Genomic DNA, 18,300 nt, shown 5'->3' on the forward strand with positions numbered 1-18,300 from the left:
CAGCTCAAGCACTCAAGCAGGCTGCATCCAATGCTCGTAATGACAAGGGTTTCATTGGTGCATCGCACCGAGCCAGGCTGACTCGAATGGATACCAGCTGCGCCATCAAAGCCACTGCCCACCAGTTGGCACGACTGGTGTACAACCTGCTAACCAAGAAACAGGCTTATGTCGAAAAAGGTCTTGAGGAATTCGAAGCCAGGAGCCAAGACCGACAGGTCCGGGCTTTGCTTCGCAAAGCCCGGAAACTGGGGTACCAACTGGTGGCTGCCTGAGTGCTTAAAAAACAGTGGGTTGCATTTTGTTTGATGAGAGCTGGCTTGCCGGCGATTGGGCCGCAAAGCGGCCCCCGTGCGCAGATCTATCAGGCAGTCCCGATCTCCCCGCCATCATTACGCTGAATCACCACCGTCGAAGCCCGCGGCCGTACTGTGGCCCCGGCCGGGGTAGCATCGGTCGCCTTGTCGGTATACGGCCAGTTCCCCGGGTGCTGAATGTTCACGAACATTGTCTTGTTGTCCGGGGTAAAGGTAATCCCGGTCACCTCACACTCATTCGGCCCAACGAAGAAGCGGCGCAGGTTCACCTGATTCTGCGCGTTCACCGGCACCTGCTTGCCACTGGCATCCACCAGGTCAGAAGGAATCACTGCCAGCAGCTGGTCGTTGGTGTAATCAGTGAGGGTGCTTTCACCGTTGTCAGTCTCGAACCACAGCACGCCACGGCTATCGAAGCTCATGCCGTCGGGGCTGGCGAACTGGTTCAGTTCGGTCAGGCCGGAACGGTTGATATCGGCAGTACCGGCGGCGTTGGCGCCGAACACGAAGATGTCCCAGGTGAAGCTCAGCTGGTCGTCGCTGTCGTGCCAGCGAATGATGTGGCCATGGCGGTTCGGGCCGCGCGGGTTGGCCGCATCGACCTTTTCCGGGGTGCGCGCGCTGTTGTTGGTCAGGGTCAGGTATACATCGCCGTTCAGCGGGTTGACCGTGGTCCATTCCGGGCGGTCCATCGGCGTTGCGCCCACGGCATCGCCGGCGCCACGGGTGTTGAGGATGATGCCTGGCAAGTCACCATACAGCGCACCCAGGGTGCTGCCGTTAGTGGTAGCGGTGTTCACATCCAGCAGCAGCCATACGCCGGTGCCGTCGGCATTGAAGCGGGCCACGTAGAGCTTGCCCTGGTCAAGGTACTTGGCACCGGTGGCCAGGCGGTCGGCCGGGGTGGCGTCGGCGGCGTCCCACACGGCGGTGGACACCCACTTGTACAGGTACTCGTTGTTCGAGTCGTCACCCATGTACCACACCAGCGGCTTGCCGGCGACCGGCAGGCCTGGGGCGCAGCCCTCGTGGCGGAAGCGGCCCAGGGCGGTGCGCTTGGTGGCCAGGGTGCTGCTGTTGTACGGGTCGATTTCGACGATGTAGCCGTAGGTGCTGGCTTCGTTGCGGTAGTCGTCGGTAGCGCTGGTGCCTTTGACGGTAACGTCGAAACGGGCAAATTCGTCGGCCACCTCAGTGCTGTCGCCAGCTGCGGTTTCCCATTTGTATTGGCCGCTGGAGGTGCCCACGCCAATGCGGCGCTGGTCTTCGGGGCGGGTACCCTTGTTGACGAAAATGCCTGGCCAGTTCTCTTCGCAGGTCAGGTAGGTGCCCCACGGGGTGTAGCCGTTGCCGCAGTTGTTGTTGGTGCCACGGCAATGGGTGCCGGCGGTGGAGTACTTGGTTTTGACGTGGTCGGTACCGCGCAGCGGGCCAGTGATTTCCATGCGCGAGGCGGTGGTGAAGCGGCGGTTCAGCGGGTCGTTGTCGACCACCTGCCAGCGTCCGCTGACTTTCTGCAGGCGCACCACGCCAGCCCCGTGGGCGTTGATTTCCTTGCGTACTTCCTCGACCGGACGCTTGCCATTCACGTCGGTGGTGGGGCCGGCCGGGTGCAGGGCAGCGGTGTCGATGTATTCGAAGTTGATCGCCAGCAAGCCGTCTTCCGAGCTGCCGTTGATGGGGAAGAAGTGCATGCCGTCATGGTGCATGCCCATGGCATTGGCCTGGTCGGTCGAGGTGTTGCTGCCGTCAGACTTCCACGGGTTGCCGTTGCTGTTGATTGGCGTACCCCACGGCGCCAGCACATAGGCGCTGTAGCCGGCGGCCACCACGCAGGCGTCGGTGCGCGAGCCCGGGATGGACTGGAAGCCCAGCGCCAGTTTCGGTACCTCTGGTTCGGTAACAGGCGGCTCGGTCACCGGTGGCTCGGTGACCGGATCATCGTGATCGGAACCACCACCGTCGAAGCAGCCTGTCAGGCCGGTACCGGCGATCATGGCGATGGCGGCGCCCAGGCTGCCACGCATCACGCTGCGGCGGCTGAGGTAGGCGTCCATGACGTTGGCCATCGGCAGGTTGCCGCTTTGGTTCCGGTTCAGGTTGTCGCCGGTATCTCGACTCATCAGGGTGTCCTTATATTGGCTGAGTTAGAGGAAACCGCGACTTTAGTGCGCAAATATGATGATTCATTGGCAGAAATGTTAACGGGGTTTTAAAACGGCCCGCTCTTAGAACATTCGCTGACAGATCGATTTGGAATGACTGTCGGAATTCTGCCATCAAACTGTAATGCCAACGCCGCAACATCCGGAGCCCTGAATGAACATGGATAAGGATGGCGGGTTCGATGGCAAGCAGCATGCACAGGCGCGAAGTGATCAGCTGGATGGGTGTCGGGGCCATGGCCCCGCTGCTCGGCGCCTGTTCTGCTTTCCCTGCACAGCAGGGCGGTAACGCCCACCTCGACCTGCTGTACGTGGCCGATACCCTCGATGCCCGCCAACCTGGCCAGGCGGTGGTGCCGGCGACTCGGCTGGGGCCGGTCAGCCACCTGGGCCGCGCACCTTGGATGACCGGCAGCAGCGCCAGCCTGGCCTACCCGCAACTGGCGCCGTTGCTCGATGCCAGCCAGGCAACTGCAGCCCAGCTGGGCGGTTTTGCCGTGCTGGCGGCGTTGCTGGAGCAACTGCGGGCGGAGGCCGGTGCAGGTAACAGCCTGACCCTGGAAAACGGCCAAGGCTGGAATGGCAGTGGCCTGGCCTACCTGACTCAAGGTGAGAGCGGCGTTCAAGGCAGCCAGCTGCTGGGCAGTGAGGTGCGTGTCAGCAGCGATGAACGCGTGCTGTGGCCGCAGCGTAGCCATGGGCTGTATCGCCAGGCTAGCGCTATTACCTTGGGCGCCGGGCTGGCGGACGCGCAACGTCAGGCACTGGGGCTGGAGGCCTTGCACGTCTTCGAGCGCGGCGGTGCCCGCATTGCCGTGGTCGGCGTGACTGACCCTTACGCCCAGGACCAGAAAGCCTCCCTGAAACTGTGGTACCAATCATTACAACCCGTGTTCGAGCAAGCCCGGCGCGAAGCCGACCTGGTGGTGGCCATGGCCGACATAGGCACAGGCCCTGGCTTGTGGCTGGCCGAGCGGGTGCCGCAAATCGACGTGTTGTTGTGTGCCCGTGGCCAGGACCTGTGGCCGGCGCCGGTCGAGGTCACCCAGGCCAGTGGCCGGCGCGTGCCGGTGCTGTTCGCCGGTTGCCGGGGCAGCGGCGCCTTCCGCCTGCGTTGTCAGCGAGTGGCTGGCGCATGGCAATTCGATGGGCGTTTCTTCCCGGCCTTCGAACAGCAACTGTCACCCGCCGCGCAACTGCGGGTGGGGCAACTGCAGGCTACCTTGCGCCAGCAACGCGCCGGCCATGCGGCCTGGCTCGACCAACCGCTGGCCCGTGCGCCACAGGCTTTGTGGCGCCGCGACACCCGTGGCGGCAGCTGGGACCGCTTGCTGCATCAAGCGTTGGCCGATGAAAGCAGCATGCCCGTGCTGCTGCCGGGCCTGCGCTATGACTACCCGCTGCCCGCAGGTGCCCCCATCACCCGCGAACACCTGATCAGCCTGACTGGTGGCTACCCGGCCCCGGTGGTCGAAGCGCCGGCCCGGCAGGTGGAGCAAGTACTGGAGAACGCCGCAGAGCAACTGTTCGGCGACCCGCTACTGCTGGACAACAGCCAAGACCTGCCACGCTGGCAGAGCCAGGCCTGGGGGGTCAGCTACAGCCCGCAAGGCAAGCGCATCACAGGGCTGGAGCCGGTGCAGGGCTTGTGCCGCACCTTTGGCCTGCAGTTTGAAAGCCAGGCGGGCGAGCCCCTGTGGCAGCGGGTTGAAGCCTGGCTCGCCCGTCAGGCACCCGGCTGGCAACTGATGCCGTTGCAATGGCCAGACGTGCGCTATGTGCAGGGGCACCCGGGCTGGCACCCACGGCAGTTGGCTTCGTGACGTTCGCTTCGCGCCTGCTCTCGGGCGCAGGCCTGACCTTGGCAGGCTGGCTGGCTGCCCAGTGCGTGCTGCAACTGAGCCGCCAGCCACAACCGGCGACAGCACCTGCGGTGGCTGTCGGTCCGTTGCCTGGGCTGATGGTCGGTAACTGGCAGGCGCCCATCGACGACGGTGCAATCGCCATTACCCGCCTGCCACTGCAATACCTCGGGGGCCTGAAGGCTGAGCCACTGGCCTCCAGCGTGGTGGTGCTGCGCTACGGCGAGCAAGTACGCACGCTGGCGCGTGGCCAACGCCTGGCGCCGGGGATCGTGCTGCAGGACATCGACAGTGATGGCCTGATTTTCAACAACCAGGGGCGGCGCGAACGCCTGCCCTGGCCGCCACGCCCTGCCGTGACCGGCTTCAAGCGGCAAGGATGAACGATGCCTGTTAGATACTGCGTGGCGGCTGCGCTGAGCCTGGTGCTGTCCCTGGCCTGCGCCGAAGAGCCGGTGTTCGATGACAACGGTACGCCAATGTACGAGGTGAACTTCGTCGACACCGAACTGGGCGAGTTCATCGACAGCGTGTCGCGCATTACCGGTACCACGTTCATCGTCGACCCCCGGGTAAAGGGCAAGGTCACTGTGCGCACCGTCGACCTGCACGATGCCGATGCCATCTACGACATTTTCCTCGCGCAGTTGCGCGCCCAGGGCTATGCCACCGTCGACCTGCCCAACGGCAGTGTGAAGATCGTCCCCGACCAGGCCGCGCGCCTGGAACCGGTGCCGGTGGAGGCGGGCGGGCAGCAAGGCGAAGGCAGCGACAGCGTGGCTACCCGCGTATTCAATGTGCGCAACGCCGCCAACGAACAGGTGCTGGGCATCCTCAAACCCCTGATCGACCCACGCGTTGGAGTGATCACCCCGTACCCGGCAGCGCACCAGTTGGTGGTTACCGACTGGCGCAGCAACCTCGACCGCATCGGTAGCCTGCTGCGCCAGCTCGACCGCCCGCAAGAGGCGCCAAGCAATGGCAGCACCCAGGTGATCTACCTGCGCCATGCCAATGCCGGTGAAGTGGTCAAAGTGTTACGCGGGCTCAGCCAGGAGGGTGCGGTGCCGGCTGAAGGAGCGGGTGAAGGTGAGGGTAAGGACAGGCCCGTGGTGGCTACCAGTGGTGGCCCGGGCATTCGCCTTGAATACGAAGAAGGCACCAACGCTGTGGTGATGGTCGGCCCCGACAGCGAACTGGCCGCCTACCGCGCCATCGTCGAGCAGTTGGATATTCGCCGTGCCCAGGTGGTGGTGGAAGCGATCATTGCCGAGGTGTCCGATAGCAGCGCCCAGGAGCTGGGCGTGCAATGGCTGTTTGCCGACGAAAAGTTCGGCGCCGGCATCGTCAACTTCGGCAGCAACGGGGTGAATATCGCCAACATCGCCGGGGCGGCTGCCAGTGGCGACAACGAGGCGCTTGGTGACTTGTTGTCCGCCACTACCGGCGCCACGGCGGGCATTGGCCATTTCGGCGGCGGGTTCAACTTCGCCATGCTGGTCAATGCGCTAAAGGGCAAGAGTGGTTTCAACCTGCTGTCTACGCCTACTTTGCTGACCCTGGACAACGCCGAGGCCTCCATCCTGGTCGGCCAGGAGGTGCCCTTTGTCACCGGTTCGGTCACACAGAACAACGCCAACCCGTACCAGACCATCGAACGTAAAGAGGTCGGGGTGAAGCTGCGTATCAAGCCGCAGATCAACGTCGACAACAGCGTGCGCCTGGACATTGTCCAGGAGGTGTCATCGATCGCCGAGTCCAGCGCGGCCAGCGATGTGATCACCAACAAGCGCGAGATCAAGACCAAGGTCATGGTCGAGGACAACGGCCTGGTGATCCTCGGCGGCCTGATCAGCGACGAACTGAGCACCAGCAACCAGCGCGTGCCGCTGCTCGGCGACATCCCTTATCTGGGCCGGCTGTTCCGCTCCGACGCCACCAAGAATACCAAGCAGAACCTGATGGTGTTCATCCGCCCGCGCATCTTGCGGGACGGGCCGAGCCTGGCCGGGCTTAGCGAAGACAAGTACCGCACCTTGCAGCAGACCACGCCGCTGCAACTGCCGGACCTGGCCGAGGGCACCCCTTTGTTGCAGGTATTCCCCGCCAGCCGCGCGCGCCTGGAAGGCGGTGACTGGTGATGCTGCCATATCGCCAGGCACGGCAAAGCGGGGTGGCCATGGCCCCGGCGGCGGAGGGCTGGCAGCTGTGGCTACGGCGTGATGCCGACAGCGCCCAGTTGCAGGAGCTGCTGCGTGTACATGGCCAGCCCAGTGCGCTGGAATATCTGGAACCCGCCGTGTTCGACGAGCGCCTGGGCCAGTTGTATGAGGTGGGTGATGCCGCCACTGAAGCGCTGATCGAAGGCATCGGTGACCAGGTCGACCTGGACAGCCTGATGAGCGAGATGCCGCGCATCGAAGACCTGCTGGAAAGCGATGACGAAGCCCCGGTCATCCGCCTTATCAATGGCCTGTTCGGCCAGGCCCTGCGCCTGCGCGCCTCGGACATCCATATCGAAACCTTCGAGCAGAGCCTGGTGGTGCGCCTGCGGGTCGATGGGCACCTGCGCGAAGTGTTGCGCCCACCGCGAGCGCTGTCGGCCATGCTGGTGTCGCGGATCAAGGTCATGGCGCGCCTGGACATCGCCGAAAAGCGCCAGCCCCAGGACGGCCGTATCACCTTGCGTGCAGCAGGCCGTGAAGTGGATGTGCGGGTTTCGACCTTGCCCGGCATTCATGGCGAGCGGGTGGTCATGCGCGTGCTCGACAAGCAGGCCAGCCTGCTGGCGCTGGATAACCTGGGCATGCCGCCCGCCGTGTTACAGGGCCTGCGCAGTTGCCTGACGCGCCCCAACGGCATCGTGCTGTCCACTGGCCCGACCGGCTCGGGCAAGACCACCACCCTGTACGCCAGCCTCAATAGCCTCAACGATGGCAGCCGCAATATCCTCACGGTCGAGGACCCCGTTGAATACGCCATCGCCGGCATTGGCCAGACAGCCATCAACCCGCGTGCCGGGCTGACGTTTGCCAGTGGCCTGCGCGCCATCCTGCGCCAGGACCCGGACGTGATCATGCTCGGTGAAATCCGCGACCAGGAAACCGCGCAGATCGCGGTACAGGCCAGCCTCACCGGCCATCTGGTGCTGTCCACCCTGCACACCAACAGCGCCGTGGGGGCGGTAACCCGTCTGCGCGACATGGGCATCGAGCCGTTCCTGATCGCCTCGTGCCTGCGTGGTGTGCTGGCCCAGCGCCTGGTACGGCGCTTGTGCCGTTGCGCCGTGTCGTACCCGCTGCAACCTGCCGAGCGTGAGCTGTGGCCAGAGCTGGCGGCACTGGGCAGCAGCTACCACGCGGTGGGCTGCGAACAGTGCCAGGGCAGCGGTTATGTCGGGCGCCTGGGCCTGTACGAATTCATCGAGCTGGATGCCGGTTTGATCGGTCTGCTCTACGACGGCGCCAGTGAACTGGCCATGCAGGATTACCTGGCCGAGCGCCGCCAGAGCCTGGTGGCGATGGCCAGTGATTGCCTGGCGCGTGGCGAGACCAGCCTGGCCGAAGTGCTGCGTGTGGTACAGGGCTAAGGCATGCCGACGTATCGCTACCAGGCCGTCGACCTCGCCGGCAAAGCGCACAAGGCCAGCCTGCAAGCCGACAGCGAGCGCCATGCACGCCAGTTGTTGCGTGAGCAGGGCCTGTTCGCCCGCCAGTTGCAGCGCCAGGAAGCGGGAGCCCGGCAAGCCAGGCGCCAGCGTTTAAGCCGCGCCCAGCTCTGTGAACTGACCCGCCAGCTGGCGACCCTTATCGGGGCTGGCATCCCCTTGGTCGATGCGCTGGCTACCCTTGAACGCCAACTGCGCCAGCCGGCCCTGCACAGTGTGCTGGTGGCCCTGCGTGGATCGCTCGCCGAAGGCCTGGGCCTGGCCCGCAGCCTGGCGCGCCAGGGGGCGCCGTTCACGGGTTTGTATTGCGCACTGGTCGAGGCCGGCGAGCGTTCCGGGCGCCTGGCACAGGTGCTTACACGGTTGGCCGACCACCTGGAGCAGGTACAACGCCAGCAACACAAAGCCCGTACTGCGCTGATCTACCCCACCGTCTTGATGGGCGTGTCACTTGCCGTGGTCGTCGGCCTGATGACCTTCGTCGTGCCCAAACTCACCGAACAATTCGCCCACGCAGGGCAAAGCCTGCCACTGATCACCTCGCTGCTGATCGGCCTGAGTCAGGGGCTGGTACACGCCGGGCCGTGGTTGTTGGGGGTGGCGTTGGTGCTTGGCGTGCTCGGCGGCTGGTTGCTGCGCAAGCCGCATTGGTGCTTGCGCCGCGACCAGTTGCTGCTGCGCCTGCCGCGCATCGGCAGTCTGCTGCAGGTGCTGGAAAGCGCCCGCCTGGCGCGCAGCCTGGCGATTCTCAGTGGCAGTGGCGTGGCCCTGCTAGAAGCCTTGCAAGTGGCCACCGAAACCGTCGGCAACCGGCGCATCCGGCTGGCCATGGAGCAGGTGCGCCAGCAAGTGCAGGGCGGTACCAGCCTGCACCGAGCGCTGGATGCCAGCCAGCAATTCCCGCCGCTACTGGTGAACATGGTCGGCAGCGGCGAGGCCAGCGGCACCCTGGCCGACATGCTCGAACGCGTGGCCGACGACCAGGAGCGCGGCTTTGCCCGCCAGGTGGATACCGCCATGGCGCTGTTCGAACCCCTGATGATCCTGGTGATGGGCGCCGTGGTGCTGTTCATCGTGCTGGCGGTGCTGTTGCCGATCATGCAACTCAACCAGGGCCTGCAACTGTGACGACAAGGAGCTTTGCCATGCTGCATCGACGCAACCGCCAGCGCGGTTTCACCCTCATGGAAATCATGGTGGTGATCTTCATCATCGGCCTGCTCATCGCCGTGGTCGCGCCCAGCGTGCTGGGCAACCAGGACAAGGCCATGAAACAGAAGGTGATGGCCGACCTGGCCACCCTGGAGCAGGCGCTGGACATGTACCGGCTGGACAACCTGCGTTTCCCCAGCAGCGAGCAGGGCCTGGGCGCCCTGGTGAAAAAACCGAGCCAGGAGCCGCTGCCACGGGCCTGGCGCAGCGATGGTTATGTGCGCCGCCTGCCGGAAGACCCGTGGGGCACTCCGTACCAGTACCGCATGCCCGGTGAGCATGGTCGGGTGGATGTTTACTCGCTGGGTGCGGATGGCCTGCCGGGCGGTGAAGGCCAGGATGCCGACCTGGGTAACTGGGAACTGTAAAGGTGCGCCGTCAGCGGGGCTTCAGCCTGATCGAATTGCTGGTGGTGCTGGCCATCGCCGGCCTGATGACGGGCCTGGCGGTGGCCGGGCTTGGCAGCGGTCAAGCCAATGTCGACCAGGCGTTGCAGCGCCTGGCGGCCGAAACCCGAGCGCAGGCCGCGTTGGCCCGACATGCCGGGCAACTGCGCGGGCTGCGCTGGAATGGCCAGCGTCCGGAGTTTGTGCGGCGCGAGGGGAATGCCTGGGTCGTCGAAGCCGTTGCGGTGGGTGACTGGCCCAAGGGCTTGCAGCCGGACTGGCCCGCCAGCCCGCAGCCGCGCCTGATGTTCACGCCGCATGGCTGGGCACAGCCGGGCAGCGTGATCTGGCGCTGGGCCGATGGCAGCCAGCAATGGGCCTGGGGCCGCGATGGTCGCTTGCAGGTGGCGCCATGAAGCAACGTCAGCGTGGCTTCACCTTGCTGGAGGTGACCGTAGCCTTGGCGATCGCTGCTGTGCTGGCGGTGATCACCAGCCAGGTCCTGCGTCAGCGCCTGGCTGTGCAGGACAACCTGCAGCAGCATCGCCTTGGCCTGCTGTGCGCGCGTGAGCTGCAAACCCGCTTCGCCGTCGAGCAGTTCTGGCCTGCCGCCAGTCAGGCTAACGGCGAGCTGAGCCAGGGCGGCCAGCCGTGCCATTGGCAACTGCACCTGCGCCGCACCGGCGTGCGCGACCTGCGCCGGGGCGAGCTGCAACTGTTCGCCGACCGTGACCAGCGCCTGCCGCTGGGCCAGTACACCGTGTTTCTGGAGCGCCCATGACTTACAGAGATCGTGGGGCTTGCACGATCCCTGTGGGAGCGGGCATGCCCGCGAATCAGGCGACTCGGTGGATGGCACCGGCTATGCCGGTGTTCGCGGGCGCGCCCGCTCCCACAGGATGCCAGTGTCTCCAACAGCAGAGAGTCCAGCCCATGAAGCGCCGCCAGGCCGGCCTGACCCTGATCGAGCTGATGGTGGCCCTGGCCCTGACAGCCTTGCTCGGCATCATGCTCGCCGCCTTGGTCAACGGCTGGCTCAAGGTCCGCGAACGCCTTCAGGTGACCACCCAACAAACCTCGGTGCTGGACTTCTGCCTGGCCTTGGAGCGCCGCTTCGACAGCCCGGTGCTGCGCCGGCTCTATGACCAGCGCCTGCCCTTGGCCAGCCGCTGGCTGGACTGGCAACCGGCAAGCCATCAGTTGCAATGGGTCGCTGCCACCGGCCTGCCAGAGGCCGAGGGCGGCTCGCGCCTGCAGCGCCAACGCTTGCGCTTCGAGGCCCGCGACCAACGCCTGCTGCTGGAAAGCTCGGCCGAGCTGTACGCGGCCGCCGCCCCGCGCTGGATACAACGCGAACAGCTCGACCGTGTCAGCGGGATGAACGTTCTTTATTACCAGGGCGGCCGCTGGCTGACCTGGCCTTCCGACCAGCCCGCGCATCCCGGCCGTGGTGTGCGCCTGGAATTGCAGCGTGATGGAGCACCCTATGTCTGCACGTTCGCCCTCCCGTGGGGGCGCTCATGAAATTTGAATGGCGGCGACGAACGCCGGCTCAGCCGTGGTTGTTGCTGCGCCCCGGCGTTGTCTGGCACTGGGCACTGACCGAGAGCGGCGTCGTGCAGCGCCAAGGGCAGGGTGAGCCACCGGCGAACCTGCAAGCCCGGGTTGCACTGATTCTGCCTGCCGAGGCGTGCAGCTGCTTCCGCGTACCGGCTCCACCGGGGCTCAAGCGTGAAGAGTGGTCGTTGCTGCTTGAGGACTGCTTGCTGCAACCGCCGGACGAAGTGGCCTGTGCCTGCCTGGCCCGAGAACCCGGCCACCTTCGTCTGCTGGTGGTGGCACGCCAGAAACTGGAGGGCTGGCGCGGGCAGTGTGCCGCATGGGGCTTGCAAGTGGAGCGTTGCTGGGCAGAGCCGCAGTTGCTACCTGCGGTAGAAGCAGGCACTGCCTGGCACTGGCAGCGCCCACCCGGCATGTCCTTGTACACAGGGTTGGGCGAGGACGAACAGGAGCACTGGCTGGCGTGGCCGGATGCACTGGGAGAAATGCCGCAGCAACCTTGGGCACACCTGCAAAAGGTGCCACTGAGTGGCGACTGGCCAAGCGCGCTGGCGCCCCTCGATTCGCTGCCTGGCTTGTTCGAGCGTGGCCGCAAGGCACCTTCATTGCCTGTTGTTTCGCGTCCGCAGCAACGGCTGTTGGCGGCTTGCCTGGTACTGGCGGCAGTATGGGGCAGCCTGTGGTTGAGCCAGCAATGGCGCCAGGCGCAACTCTGGCGCGCCCAGGTCATTGCCGTGACCGGCGAACAGGCCAGCCCACGGCATGCCGCTCAGGCCCTCAAGCGCCTGCGTGAAAGTGGGTTGCAACAGCAAGTGCGCACACGCCAGCTCGAAGACCTGCAGGCAACGTTGCAGGCGTGGCTGCGGGATCACCCCGGCTGGCGCCTGCAAGCCGTGCGCTTCGATGGCCAGCGCTGGCAGCTGCGCCTGGAAGGCGACGGCGCAGCGCCACCCTGGCAGGAAATCGCCAAGGCCGCCGATGCTGCCGTTGAGGTTCAAGGTGGCGAAGTGGTCTTCGATTTGGGAGCCGCAGCATGAACCGGGACTGGATACAGCGTCATCGGCTGAAGTTGGCCTGGTTGCTGATTGCCGTGTTGCTGGCCTTCCTGGCGCTGCGCTGGGGCTTGGCGCAATGGCGTGAAGTCAGCCAGTGGCGAGGGTTGGCTGAGCAAGCCGCCAGTTTGCAGGGGGGGCCTGGCTTGAGCATGGAACGTCTGAAGCAGTCGGCCGAGGCGCGGCGGGTGGCGCTGGCCGAGGTCGATGAGCAAGGCAAAACCTGGCACCTGCGCGGGCAGGTGGCCGATGAGCGGTCGCTGCAGGACTGGTTGCAGGCCCTGCGCACCGAAGGCGTACAGCCGCTGCAATGGGGGCTGGAGCAGGATGGCAAGGTGTTGCACTTCGATCTGGTGGTGCAGCCATGAGCCGTAAAGCTGCGGCGTGGGTGCTGCTCGTGTTCGCCGTGACACTGCTGGTGGAGCTACCTGCTAGCTGGTTGGCACGCGGGCTTGGCCTGCCAATGCAGGATGCCCGTGGCAGCCTGTGGCAAGGTCACGCACAACAGTTGGGGCCAGTCGGGCCATTGCGTTGGTCGGTGGAGCCTTGGCGCATGCAGGCCACTGCGCAGCTGGGGTTCCAAGGGCAAGCCTGGCAGCTGCGTGCCGAAGGCTGGCCTTGGCGTTGGCGGCTGGAAGCAGCAGCCATGGGGCCCCAGGCTACGGTGGCGGCTGATTACCGCTTGGCTGGGCAGTGGCAGGGCGCAGTGCACCTGAACGGGGTAGGGCGCCAGTGCCTGACCAGCGAGGGCCGCGTAACAGTGAGTGATCTGGCACTGAGCGAACCCTGGTCGCTGGGCCTGGGGCAGGGCTGGCTGGAAATGGACTGCCGCAGTGGCTGGCGCCTGCGTGGTCAACTGGCGCAGCAGGGGCAACATCAGTTGGCCGTGGATGCTGACCTTCCAGGGCGTCGGGCGCAGCTGGTATTCGAGTTGCAACCGGAGGCTGCGTTGACGCCTTTGTTGCGGGGGGCGCAGTGGCTGGGGCCGCAGGCGTTGGCAGGGCAACGCGACTTGCAGTGGTAGCAGCCCGTGCCAGGCGTGCAGCGCTCGACGCCAGAGGCGCTACAAGGCGCCAATCTGAGCTGTAAGTAACTTCCTACGCTTCACGCGTAATGAGTGAACGCATGGTTCATTTAAAAAAATCCCCTCCCTGCTTAGTCTTCGAGCAGCCTTCACTTTTCGCCCCGCAGGCGGGTTCAAAGGCGGGCGAACCGTGGATTGCAGCGCTAAGCCGTTGTAGTCCGCCATTGCTGCCATTCATACATGTGGGAAGAAAAGGCAATGTACAGGCAGTCGGACTTGAGCTTCAGTTTTCAGCCCCTTGCCAGCAAGGTCGGGTTCGAGGTGGTCTCCTTCACCCTGGACGAAGCTGTCAGCACTCCCTTCCAGTTGAGCCTGGAACTGGTCAGCTATGAAGACACCGTTGATTTCGGCCACGTCCTGGACAAGCCTGCGCTTTTTACCATCTGGGGTCGCGAGGGCCCGCTGCGCCATGTGCATGGGCTGGTGAGTACCTTCACCCAAGGTGAAACGGGGTTTTGCCGCACGCGTTATCGTGCCGTGGTCGAGCCGCTGCTGGCCCGCGCCAACCTGCGCTCGAACTGGCGTATTTTTCAGCAGAAATCCGTCCCGCAAATACTTGAGCTGATGCTCAAGCGCCAGGGCATCACCCAGTACGAACTGCGTGCCAGCAAGGATCATCAGGTCCGCGAGTTCTGTGTGCAGGCGGGTGAAACAGACCTTGCGTTCATCGCACGGTTGGCGGCAGAGGAAGGCTTCGTCTATCGCTTCGCACACAGTGAAAAGCTGCACAAGCTGATCATTACCGACCGGCTGCAATCATTGGGGCTTATCAGCCATGGGGCCATCAAGGCTGAGGATGAAGACGAGGGCTTCGACCAAGGCGACACCCCTTTAACCCCTGACACCGTGCTGTACCAGTCCGACAGTGGGGGCGACCAGCCAATCCCCTGCCTGCGCCGCTTGCACTACAGCGAGCAGGTACGCACCGCGCGCCAGGTACAGCGTGACTACACCTTCACCAACCCGGCCTACCGCCAGGAGCACAGAGCGTCTGGCCCCTTCCTGGAACACCAGTCTGGCGAGTACGAACGCTTCGATTACCCAGGCCGCTACAAACGTGACGTGGCAGGTAAGCCATTCACCGAAAATCGCATTACCGCCCTGCGCCATGATGTGCGAATCGCCGAGGTACAAGGTGACGATGTGCGCTTGCAGCCGGGGCTCAGTTTCACCCTGGCAGGTCACCCGCGCGACGACCTCAACGCGCATTGGCGGGTCAACACCGTCACCCATGAAGGCAGCCAGTTCACCAGCCTGCAAGAAGAAGCCGCCGGTGCCGACCAAGGCACGCGGTACGTGCAAACCGCACAACTCGTGCCCGGCAGAACCGAGTGGCGCCCCGCCCCGCTGAAGCAGCCTCGGGTCGATGGGCCGCACATGGCCACCGTGGTCGGCCCGCCCGGTGAAGAGATCTATTGCGATGAGTGGGGTCGGGTCAAAGTAAGTTTCCCTTGGGACCGTGAGAGCCAGGATAACGAGTACAGTTCTTGCTGGGTGCGAGTGTCCCAAGGTTGGGCCGGCGGTAGCTGGGGCTCGATGGCCATCCCGCGCATCGGCCAGGACGTGATCATCCAGTACGTCAACGGCGACCCGGACCAGCCGATGATTACCGGGCGTACCTATTGCGGCAACCAGTTGCCGCCCTATGACCTACCCGACCACAAGACCCGCATGACCATCAAGAGCCAGACCCACAAGGGCGATGGCTTCAATGAACTGCGTTTCGAGGATGAGCTGGGTAAACAAGAGGTTTTCATTCATGCCGAAAAGGACCAGAACAATGTGGTCAAGCATGATGAAACAACCCGCGTTGGGCATGACCGTTGCGAATGGGTGGGGAATGACGAGCGTGTTGAAGTCGGGCATGACCGCTCGAAACAGGTGAAGAATGACGAGCTCACGGTCGTTGGGCGCGACCAGCGAATAGAAATTACCCAGGACCGTATCCAGGTGACCGGGCGTAATCAGGAAACGATCACCAGGCAGCACTCAACCAGCCATGTGGGCGGCGATCGTCATGAAAAGACGGTTGGGCATCATGTGTGTTCGACCGAGGGTAATTCAACCCATGAGGTAGCAGGGCGCTTTAAGTTGACCGTTGAAGAGTCCATCGAGTCGCGCTCAACCGAAATAACCGTGCGTGCAGGCCAACGGCTGTCGTTGGTAGGGCCAACGGGGCGGATTCTGATTGATGAAAATGGCGTAACGATAGAGGCAACGGCAATCAACCTGAAAGGCAGGGTCAATGTTCAAGCACAGCCTGTCGGTAACGCTCACTGGGTAGGAGAAGGTGTATCACCGTCTGGGCCTCTTCAGGAATTTTTCCGATTTATTAGTCCCGATACCGGGCTACCTATGGCCGGTCACCCCTATGAAGTCAAACGGGCTAACGGGAAAATATTTCGAGCGATGACGGATGAGTCAGGAAGAACGCTAACTTTCAACTCGAGCTTCAATGAAGTGTTTGAGGTTTCTCCATTATCTAATACGTCTAATTCGCTAACGTTGCAAGCCAGTTATTGGGATGACGATGTAGAGGGGCTGGAAATCGATTTCAAGCGCTGAATCAAGGTGAGTGTAGAGATGGAAGAACGGAATGAAAGGAAGATGGCAGGCCGCCCTAGAAACGGCCGGGCGTTGACCACTGCAAAACCCACTGCTGTTGGTGTAATCGTCCCCGTCACCGACCCGCCAGACCTGTGGTACCTGTGCGAGAAAGCCCGCTATGCACGGCGCTTTCCTTATATTCGGAGTGATGGCGAACGTGCCATGTATCAGCGTCGCGTTTCAACCTGGGTTCGCCTTGATAATGAGAATTTTGCCTACCGTTTTCCCTATTGCGGGGAAGTCGGATTCAATATGAGCCACAGGCCGCCAAGCCCGGTCATGAGCAAGGATGAACCTTTTCGGCCAAGTACATTTCCGCTATCAAAATACAGTTTGATGAAGAACCGGCTTCTGGACGGTGTGTCGGCATTGTTGGTGGAAGTTGATTTGCTTGACAAGGTGGAGTTGGAAAGTGCCCTGTCGTGGACCTTGGAGGAGGACGGCAAGAAAGTTGAGGTTGACCCACGAATTGTGAGGATCCTTAAGGGTGGCAAGGTCAAGGGGCTTTTGCGAATTCCCGATGTGCTGCGTTTGAAGGTTTATGACAACCCTGGTGAAGCTCAGTACAGCCAGGCGAATTTAAAGTCTGTCATTGAAATGAAATTCCCGGGTGACGTGTTGTCTCCTGCTCAGCAGGAAGCTTACGAAATCATTGCAGGGCCTGCTGGCCTGCGCGTGCTGTATACCGAGACTTGTGACTGTGCAGACAGGGAGCAGTGGCGTGAGTGGGTAAAAGGCAGCGAGAAAGACCCGGTGTACAAGCCTGTTCAGCAAGTGACCAGCCTGGCTTCTCGAATGAGCATCGAAAAAAACAAACTGCTGGTTGGGCGCATTGATGAAGAACATGAAAAAGCGCGTCGGCTTCTGGGCGGCCAGTTACCGCACGTTGAAGGCCCGCAATGGGAGGCCGCACCCGACCCCAGGCTGGTTGAGGCCCAGAATCGCCGAGCGATTGCTGGCCTTGAAATGGTTTTAGCCGCTCCTTTTGTTGCTGCAGCGGCAGGCGCTGCTGCCAACGTTGTGGTACCAGCCAGAGTCGTGGCTACAGGAACAGTTGTAGCGAAAAGTGCAGGTCAAAGCGTTCCCTATCGCGCTGTTATAGAAGCAGTTGCGAGAAAGGTTCTACCCGCTTCAGCAGCTGTGTCTGCACCTGCTTTCGCCGATCCACCCGATGAGGTTACGCAGCCGCAGAAGTACCCTGCGATTGACTGGAACGTGTATCAGATGCCCGCTTCTGCACAGAATTATGTCATTTGGGAAAATGCTTCGGTGAATATCAATGAGTGAAGATGAGTTCAACAAAGCGTTCGCTTCCCATCGTAATGACTTCATCTATTACGATGAGCTGGATGGGGAGTCTGTAGTCATCAATGTGGGTCTGGTTGCATCCTTTCAGATAACTAAATCCTACACACCCGAAGGGCGGCAGCGCATCGTTGATGCCGTGGAAATATTCTGTCGTCACCACGGTGACAAACTGAAGTGGGGATACAGGGGCGCGGAGGACATGCTGGCGCATGACTACTCCCCAGCCAGCGTGAAAGCAACGCTGGCTTACTTGGCAGGTGACGGATTCGCCGAGCCGCTGGCTTTTCGCTGGGCGTCTGTAGAGGGCTATGGCAACGTGCCGGATTACATGATCGACGGCTATTCGCCTGCCGGTTGGATGGAGGAAGTTCATGGCACCTTTACTACCCTCCGTTTCTATTTGCCTGTGGAGGAGATTCTGCAAGGCAGAAAGGAACGATTTGAAGCGTTGCTGCATGAAATGTGCTGCGCGCTTGAACCCCTGCATGCCGCTGCGGGCCTGGGGGTGCAACATACTTATCAGTGGGAGGATTTCCAACACGTTGAATATGAAGTGGCTATGACCTACCAAGGCCTGGATCTCGCACGGCCTCGGGGCAACCCAAGTTGGCGGTCAGGCTATAGCAACCTGAATTGGTACACCTACATCAACAGCGCCTGGATGAGCAAGCTGGGTACTCAGGACGCGTTATTGGCGAAGTTGGATGACATCAGGATAGGCGTTCAGTATTTGCCTAAAGGCACTTTGCTGCGTGCCGGGGACTGGCCTGCACTCTGGAAGGTTGGCTTTAATGAAAAACCTGAACACTATGTCAGGGTCAATGAGCTGATCAAAAGCCTGCGAGTGGAAGATATAGGCGCGCTGCATTACGGTTCCATCGCGGGAGAAACGCGCATGACCCAGCTCATCAGCAATGCCTGGCTCAGAAGGTTTGATCTGCCTCCGGGGAAAGCGCTGCCCACAACGCCTCTGCGCTATCGGTATGTTTCCGCAGCCGAAAGAGAGCAAGTGGCCAATCGCAAGCGCACTCTTGATGACTTTCTGGCAACTTCAAACACTAAGCTGCCAGGCAGTTAGCA

At 62.7% G+C, this 18,300-nt stretch carries 16 protein-coding genes and 1 pseudogene; 16 read left to right on the top strand and 1 reads right to left on the bottom strand.

From position 1 onward, the window contains the following. Positions 1-275 (top strand): annotated as a pseudogene (locus tag N436_RS24840) (IS110 family transposase); the annotation flags it as partial. Between the two features lie 89 nt (positions 276-364). Here the strand turns inward: N436_RS24840 and N436_RS24845 are convergent. Then, the gene (locus tag N436_RS24845) at positions 365-2,440 is read right to left on the bottom strand and encodes a PhoX family phosphatase (RefSeq protein ID WP_105946878.1); all 2,076 of its coding nucleotides are present in this window, start codon (positions 2,438-2,440) and stop codon (positions 365-367) included. Between the two features lie 224 nt (positions 2,441-2,664). On the opposite strand from N436_RS24845, the gene N436_RS24850 reads away from it, so the two are divergent. The 15 genes from N436_RS24850 to N436_RS24920 all read left to right on the top strand — a co-directional run bounded on the left by N436_RS24850 (position 2,665) and on the right by N436_RS24920 (position 18,298). Further along, positions 2,665-4,305, top strand: coding sequence for a lipoprotein UxpA (locus N436_RS24850; RefSeq protein WP_105946877.1), 1,641 nt, complete (start codon positions 2,665-2,667; stop codon positions 4,303-4,305). After that, complete coding sequence (locus N436_RS24855; RefSeq protein ID WP_110742197.1) at positions 4,302-4,727, top strand: pilus assembly protein PilZ; 426 nt, start codon at positions 4,302-4,304, stop codon at positions 4,725-4,727. Before N436_RS24850 ends, N436_RS24855 begins: the two co-directional genes overlap by 4 nt. Positions 4,728-4,730: 3 nt before the next feature. Next, the gene (gene gspD, locus N436_RS24860; RefSeq protein WP_156867974.1) at positions 4,731-6,485 is read left to right on the top strand and encodes a type II secretion system secretin GspD; all 1,755 of its coding nucleotides are present in this window, start codon (positions 4,731-4,733) and stop codon (positions 6,483-6,485) included. Continuing rightward, complete coding sequence (locus N436_RS24865; protein WP_110742198.1) at positions 6,485-7,933, top strand: GspE/PulE family protein; 1,449 nt, start codon at positions 6,485-6,487, stop codon at positions 7,931-7,933. Before gspD ends, N436_RS24865 begins: the two co-directional genes overlap by 1 nt. A gap of 3 nt (positions 7,934-7,936) precedes the next feature. Then, complete coding sequence (gene gspF, locus N436_RS24870; RefSeq protein WP_105946874.1) at positions 7,937-9,139, top strand: type II secretion system inner membrane protein GspF; 1,203 nt, start codon at positions 7,937-7,939, stop codon at positions 9,137-9,139. Between the two features lie 17 nt (positions 9,140-9,156). Continuing rightward, the gene (gspG, locus tag N436_RS24875) at positions 9,157-9,591 is read left to right on the top strand and encodes a type II secretion system major pseudopilin GspG (protein ID WP_110742199.1); all 435 of its coding nucleotides are present in this window, start codon (positions 9,157-9,159) and stop codon (positions 9,589-9,591) included. A gap of 2 nt (positions 9,592-9,593) precedes the next feature. Then, entirely contained in the window at positions 9,594-10,025 is a 432-nt protein-coding gene (gene gspH, locus N436_RS24880) for a type II secretion system minor pseudopilin GspH (RefSeq protein ID WP_110742200.1), read from the top strand. Continuing rightward, positions 10,022-10,390, top strand: coding sequence for a type II secretion system protein GspI (locus N436_RS24885; RefSeq protein ID WP_110742201.1), 369 nt, complete (start codon positions 10,022-10,024; stop codon positions 10,388-10,390). Before gspH ends, N436_RS24885 begins: the two co-directional genes overlap by 4 nt. 152 nt (positions 10,391-10,542) lie before the next feature. After that, complete coding sequence (locus tag N436_RS24890) at positions 10,543-11,133, top strand: prepilin-type N-terminal cleavage/methylation domain-containing protein (protein WP_110742249.1); 591 nt, start codon at positions 10,543-10,545, stop codon at positions 11,131-11,133. Then, the gene (gene gspL / locus N436_RS24895) at positions 11,130-12,206 is read left to right on the top strand and encodes a type II secretion system protein GspL (protein WP_105947039.1); all 1,077 of its coding nucleotides are present in this window, start codon (positions 11,130-11,132) and stop codon (positions 12,204-12,206) included. Before N436_RS24890 ends, gspL begins: the two co-directional genes overlap by 4 nt. After that, complete coding sequence (gene gspM, locus N436_RS24900; protein ID WP_110742202.1) at positions 12,203-12,589, top strand: type II secretion system protein GspM; 387 nt, start codon at positions 12,203-12,205, stop codon at positions 12,587-12,589. The genes gspL and gspM overlap by 4 nt, the downstream gene beginning before the upstream one ends. After that, positions 12,586-13,245 (top strand): general secretion pathway protein GspN, encoded by a 660-nt coding sequence (locus N436_RS24905; protein WP_105946869.1) that lies wholly within the window; start codon positions 12,586-12,588, stop codon positions 13,243-13,245. Before gspM ends, N436_RS24905 begins: the two co-directional genes overlap by 4 nt. Before the next feature lie 258 nt (positions 13,246-13,503). Beyond that, entirely contained in the window at positions 13,504-15,870 is a 2,367-nt protein-coding gene (locus tag N436_RS24910) for a type VI secretion system Vgr family protein (protein WP_256589677.1), read from the top strand. An 18-nt stretch (positions 15,871-15,888) separates the two neighbouring features. After that, positions 15,889-17,199, top strand: coding sequence for a VRR-NUC domain-containing protein (locus N436_RS24915; protein WP_146232454.1), 1,311 nt, complete (start codon positions 15,889-15,891; stop codon positions 17,197-17,199). After that, on the top strand, positions 17,192-18,298 hold the full coding sequence (locus tag N436_RS24920; protein WP_105946867.1) for a type VI immunity family protein: 1,107 nt from the start codon (positions 17,192-17,194) through the stop codon (positions 18,296-18,298). Before N436_RS24915 ends, N436_RS24920 begins: the two co-directional genes overlap by 8 nt. Positions 18,299-18,300: the final 2 nt, after the last annotated feature.

The organism is Pseudomonas sp. RV120224-01b (genome assembly GCF_003208145.1).
Classification (GTDB): Bacteria; Pseudomonadota; Gammaproteobacteria; order Pseudomonadales; family Pseudomonadaceae; genus Aquipseudomonas; species Aquipseudomonas monteilii.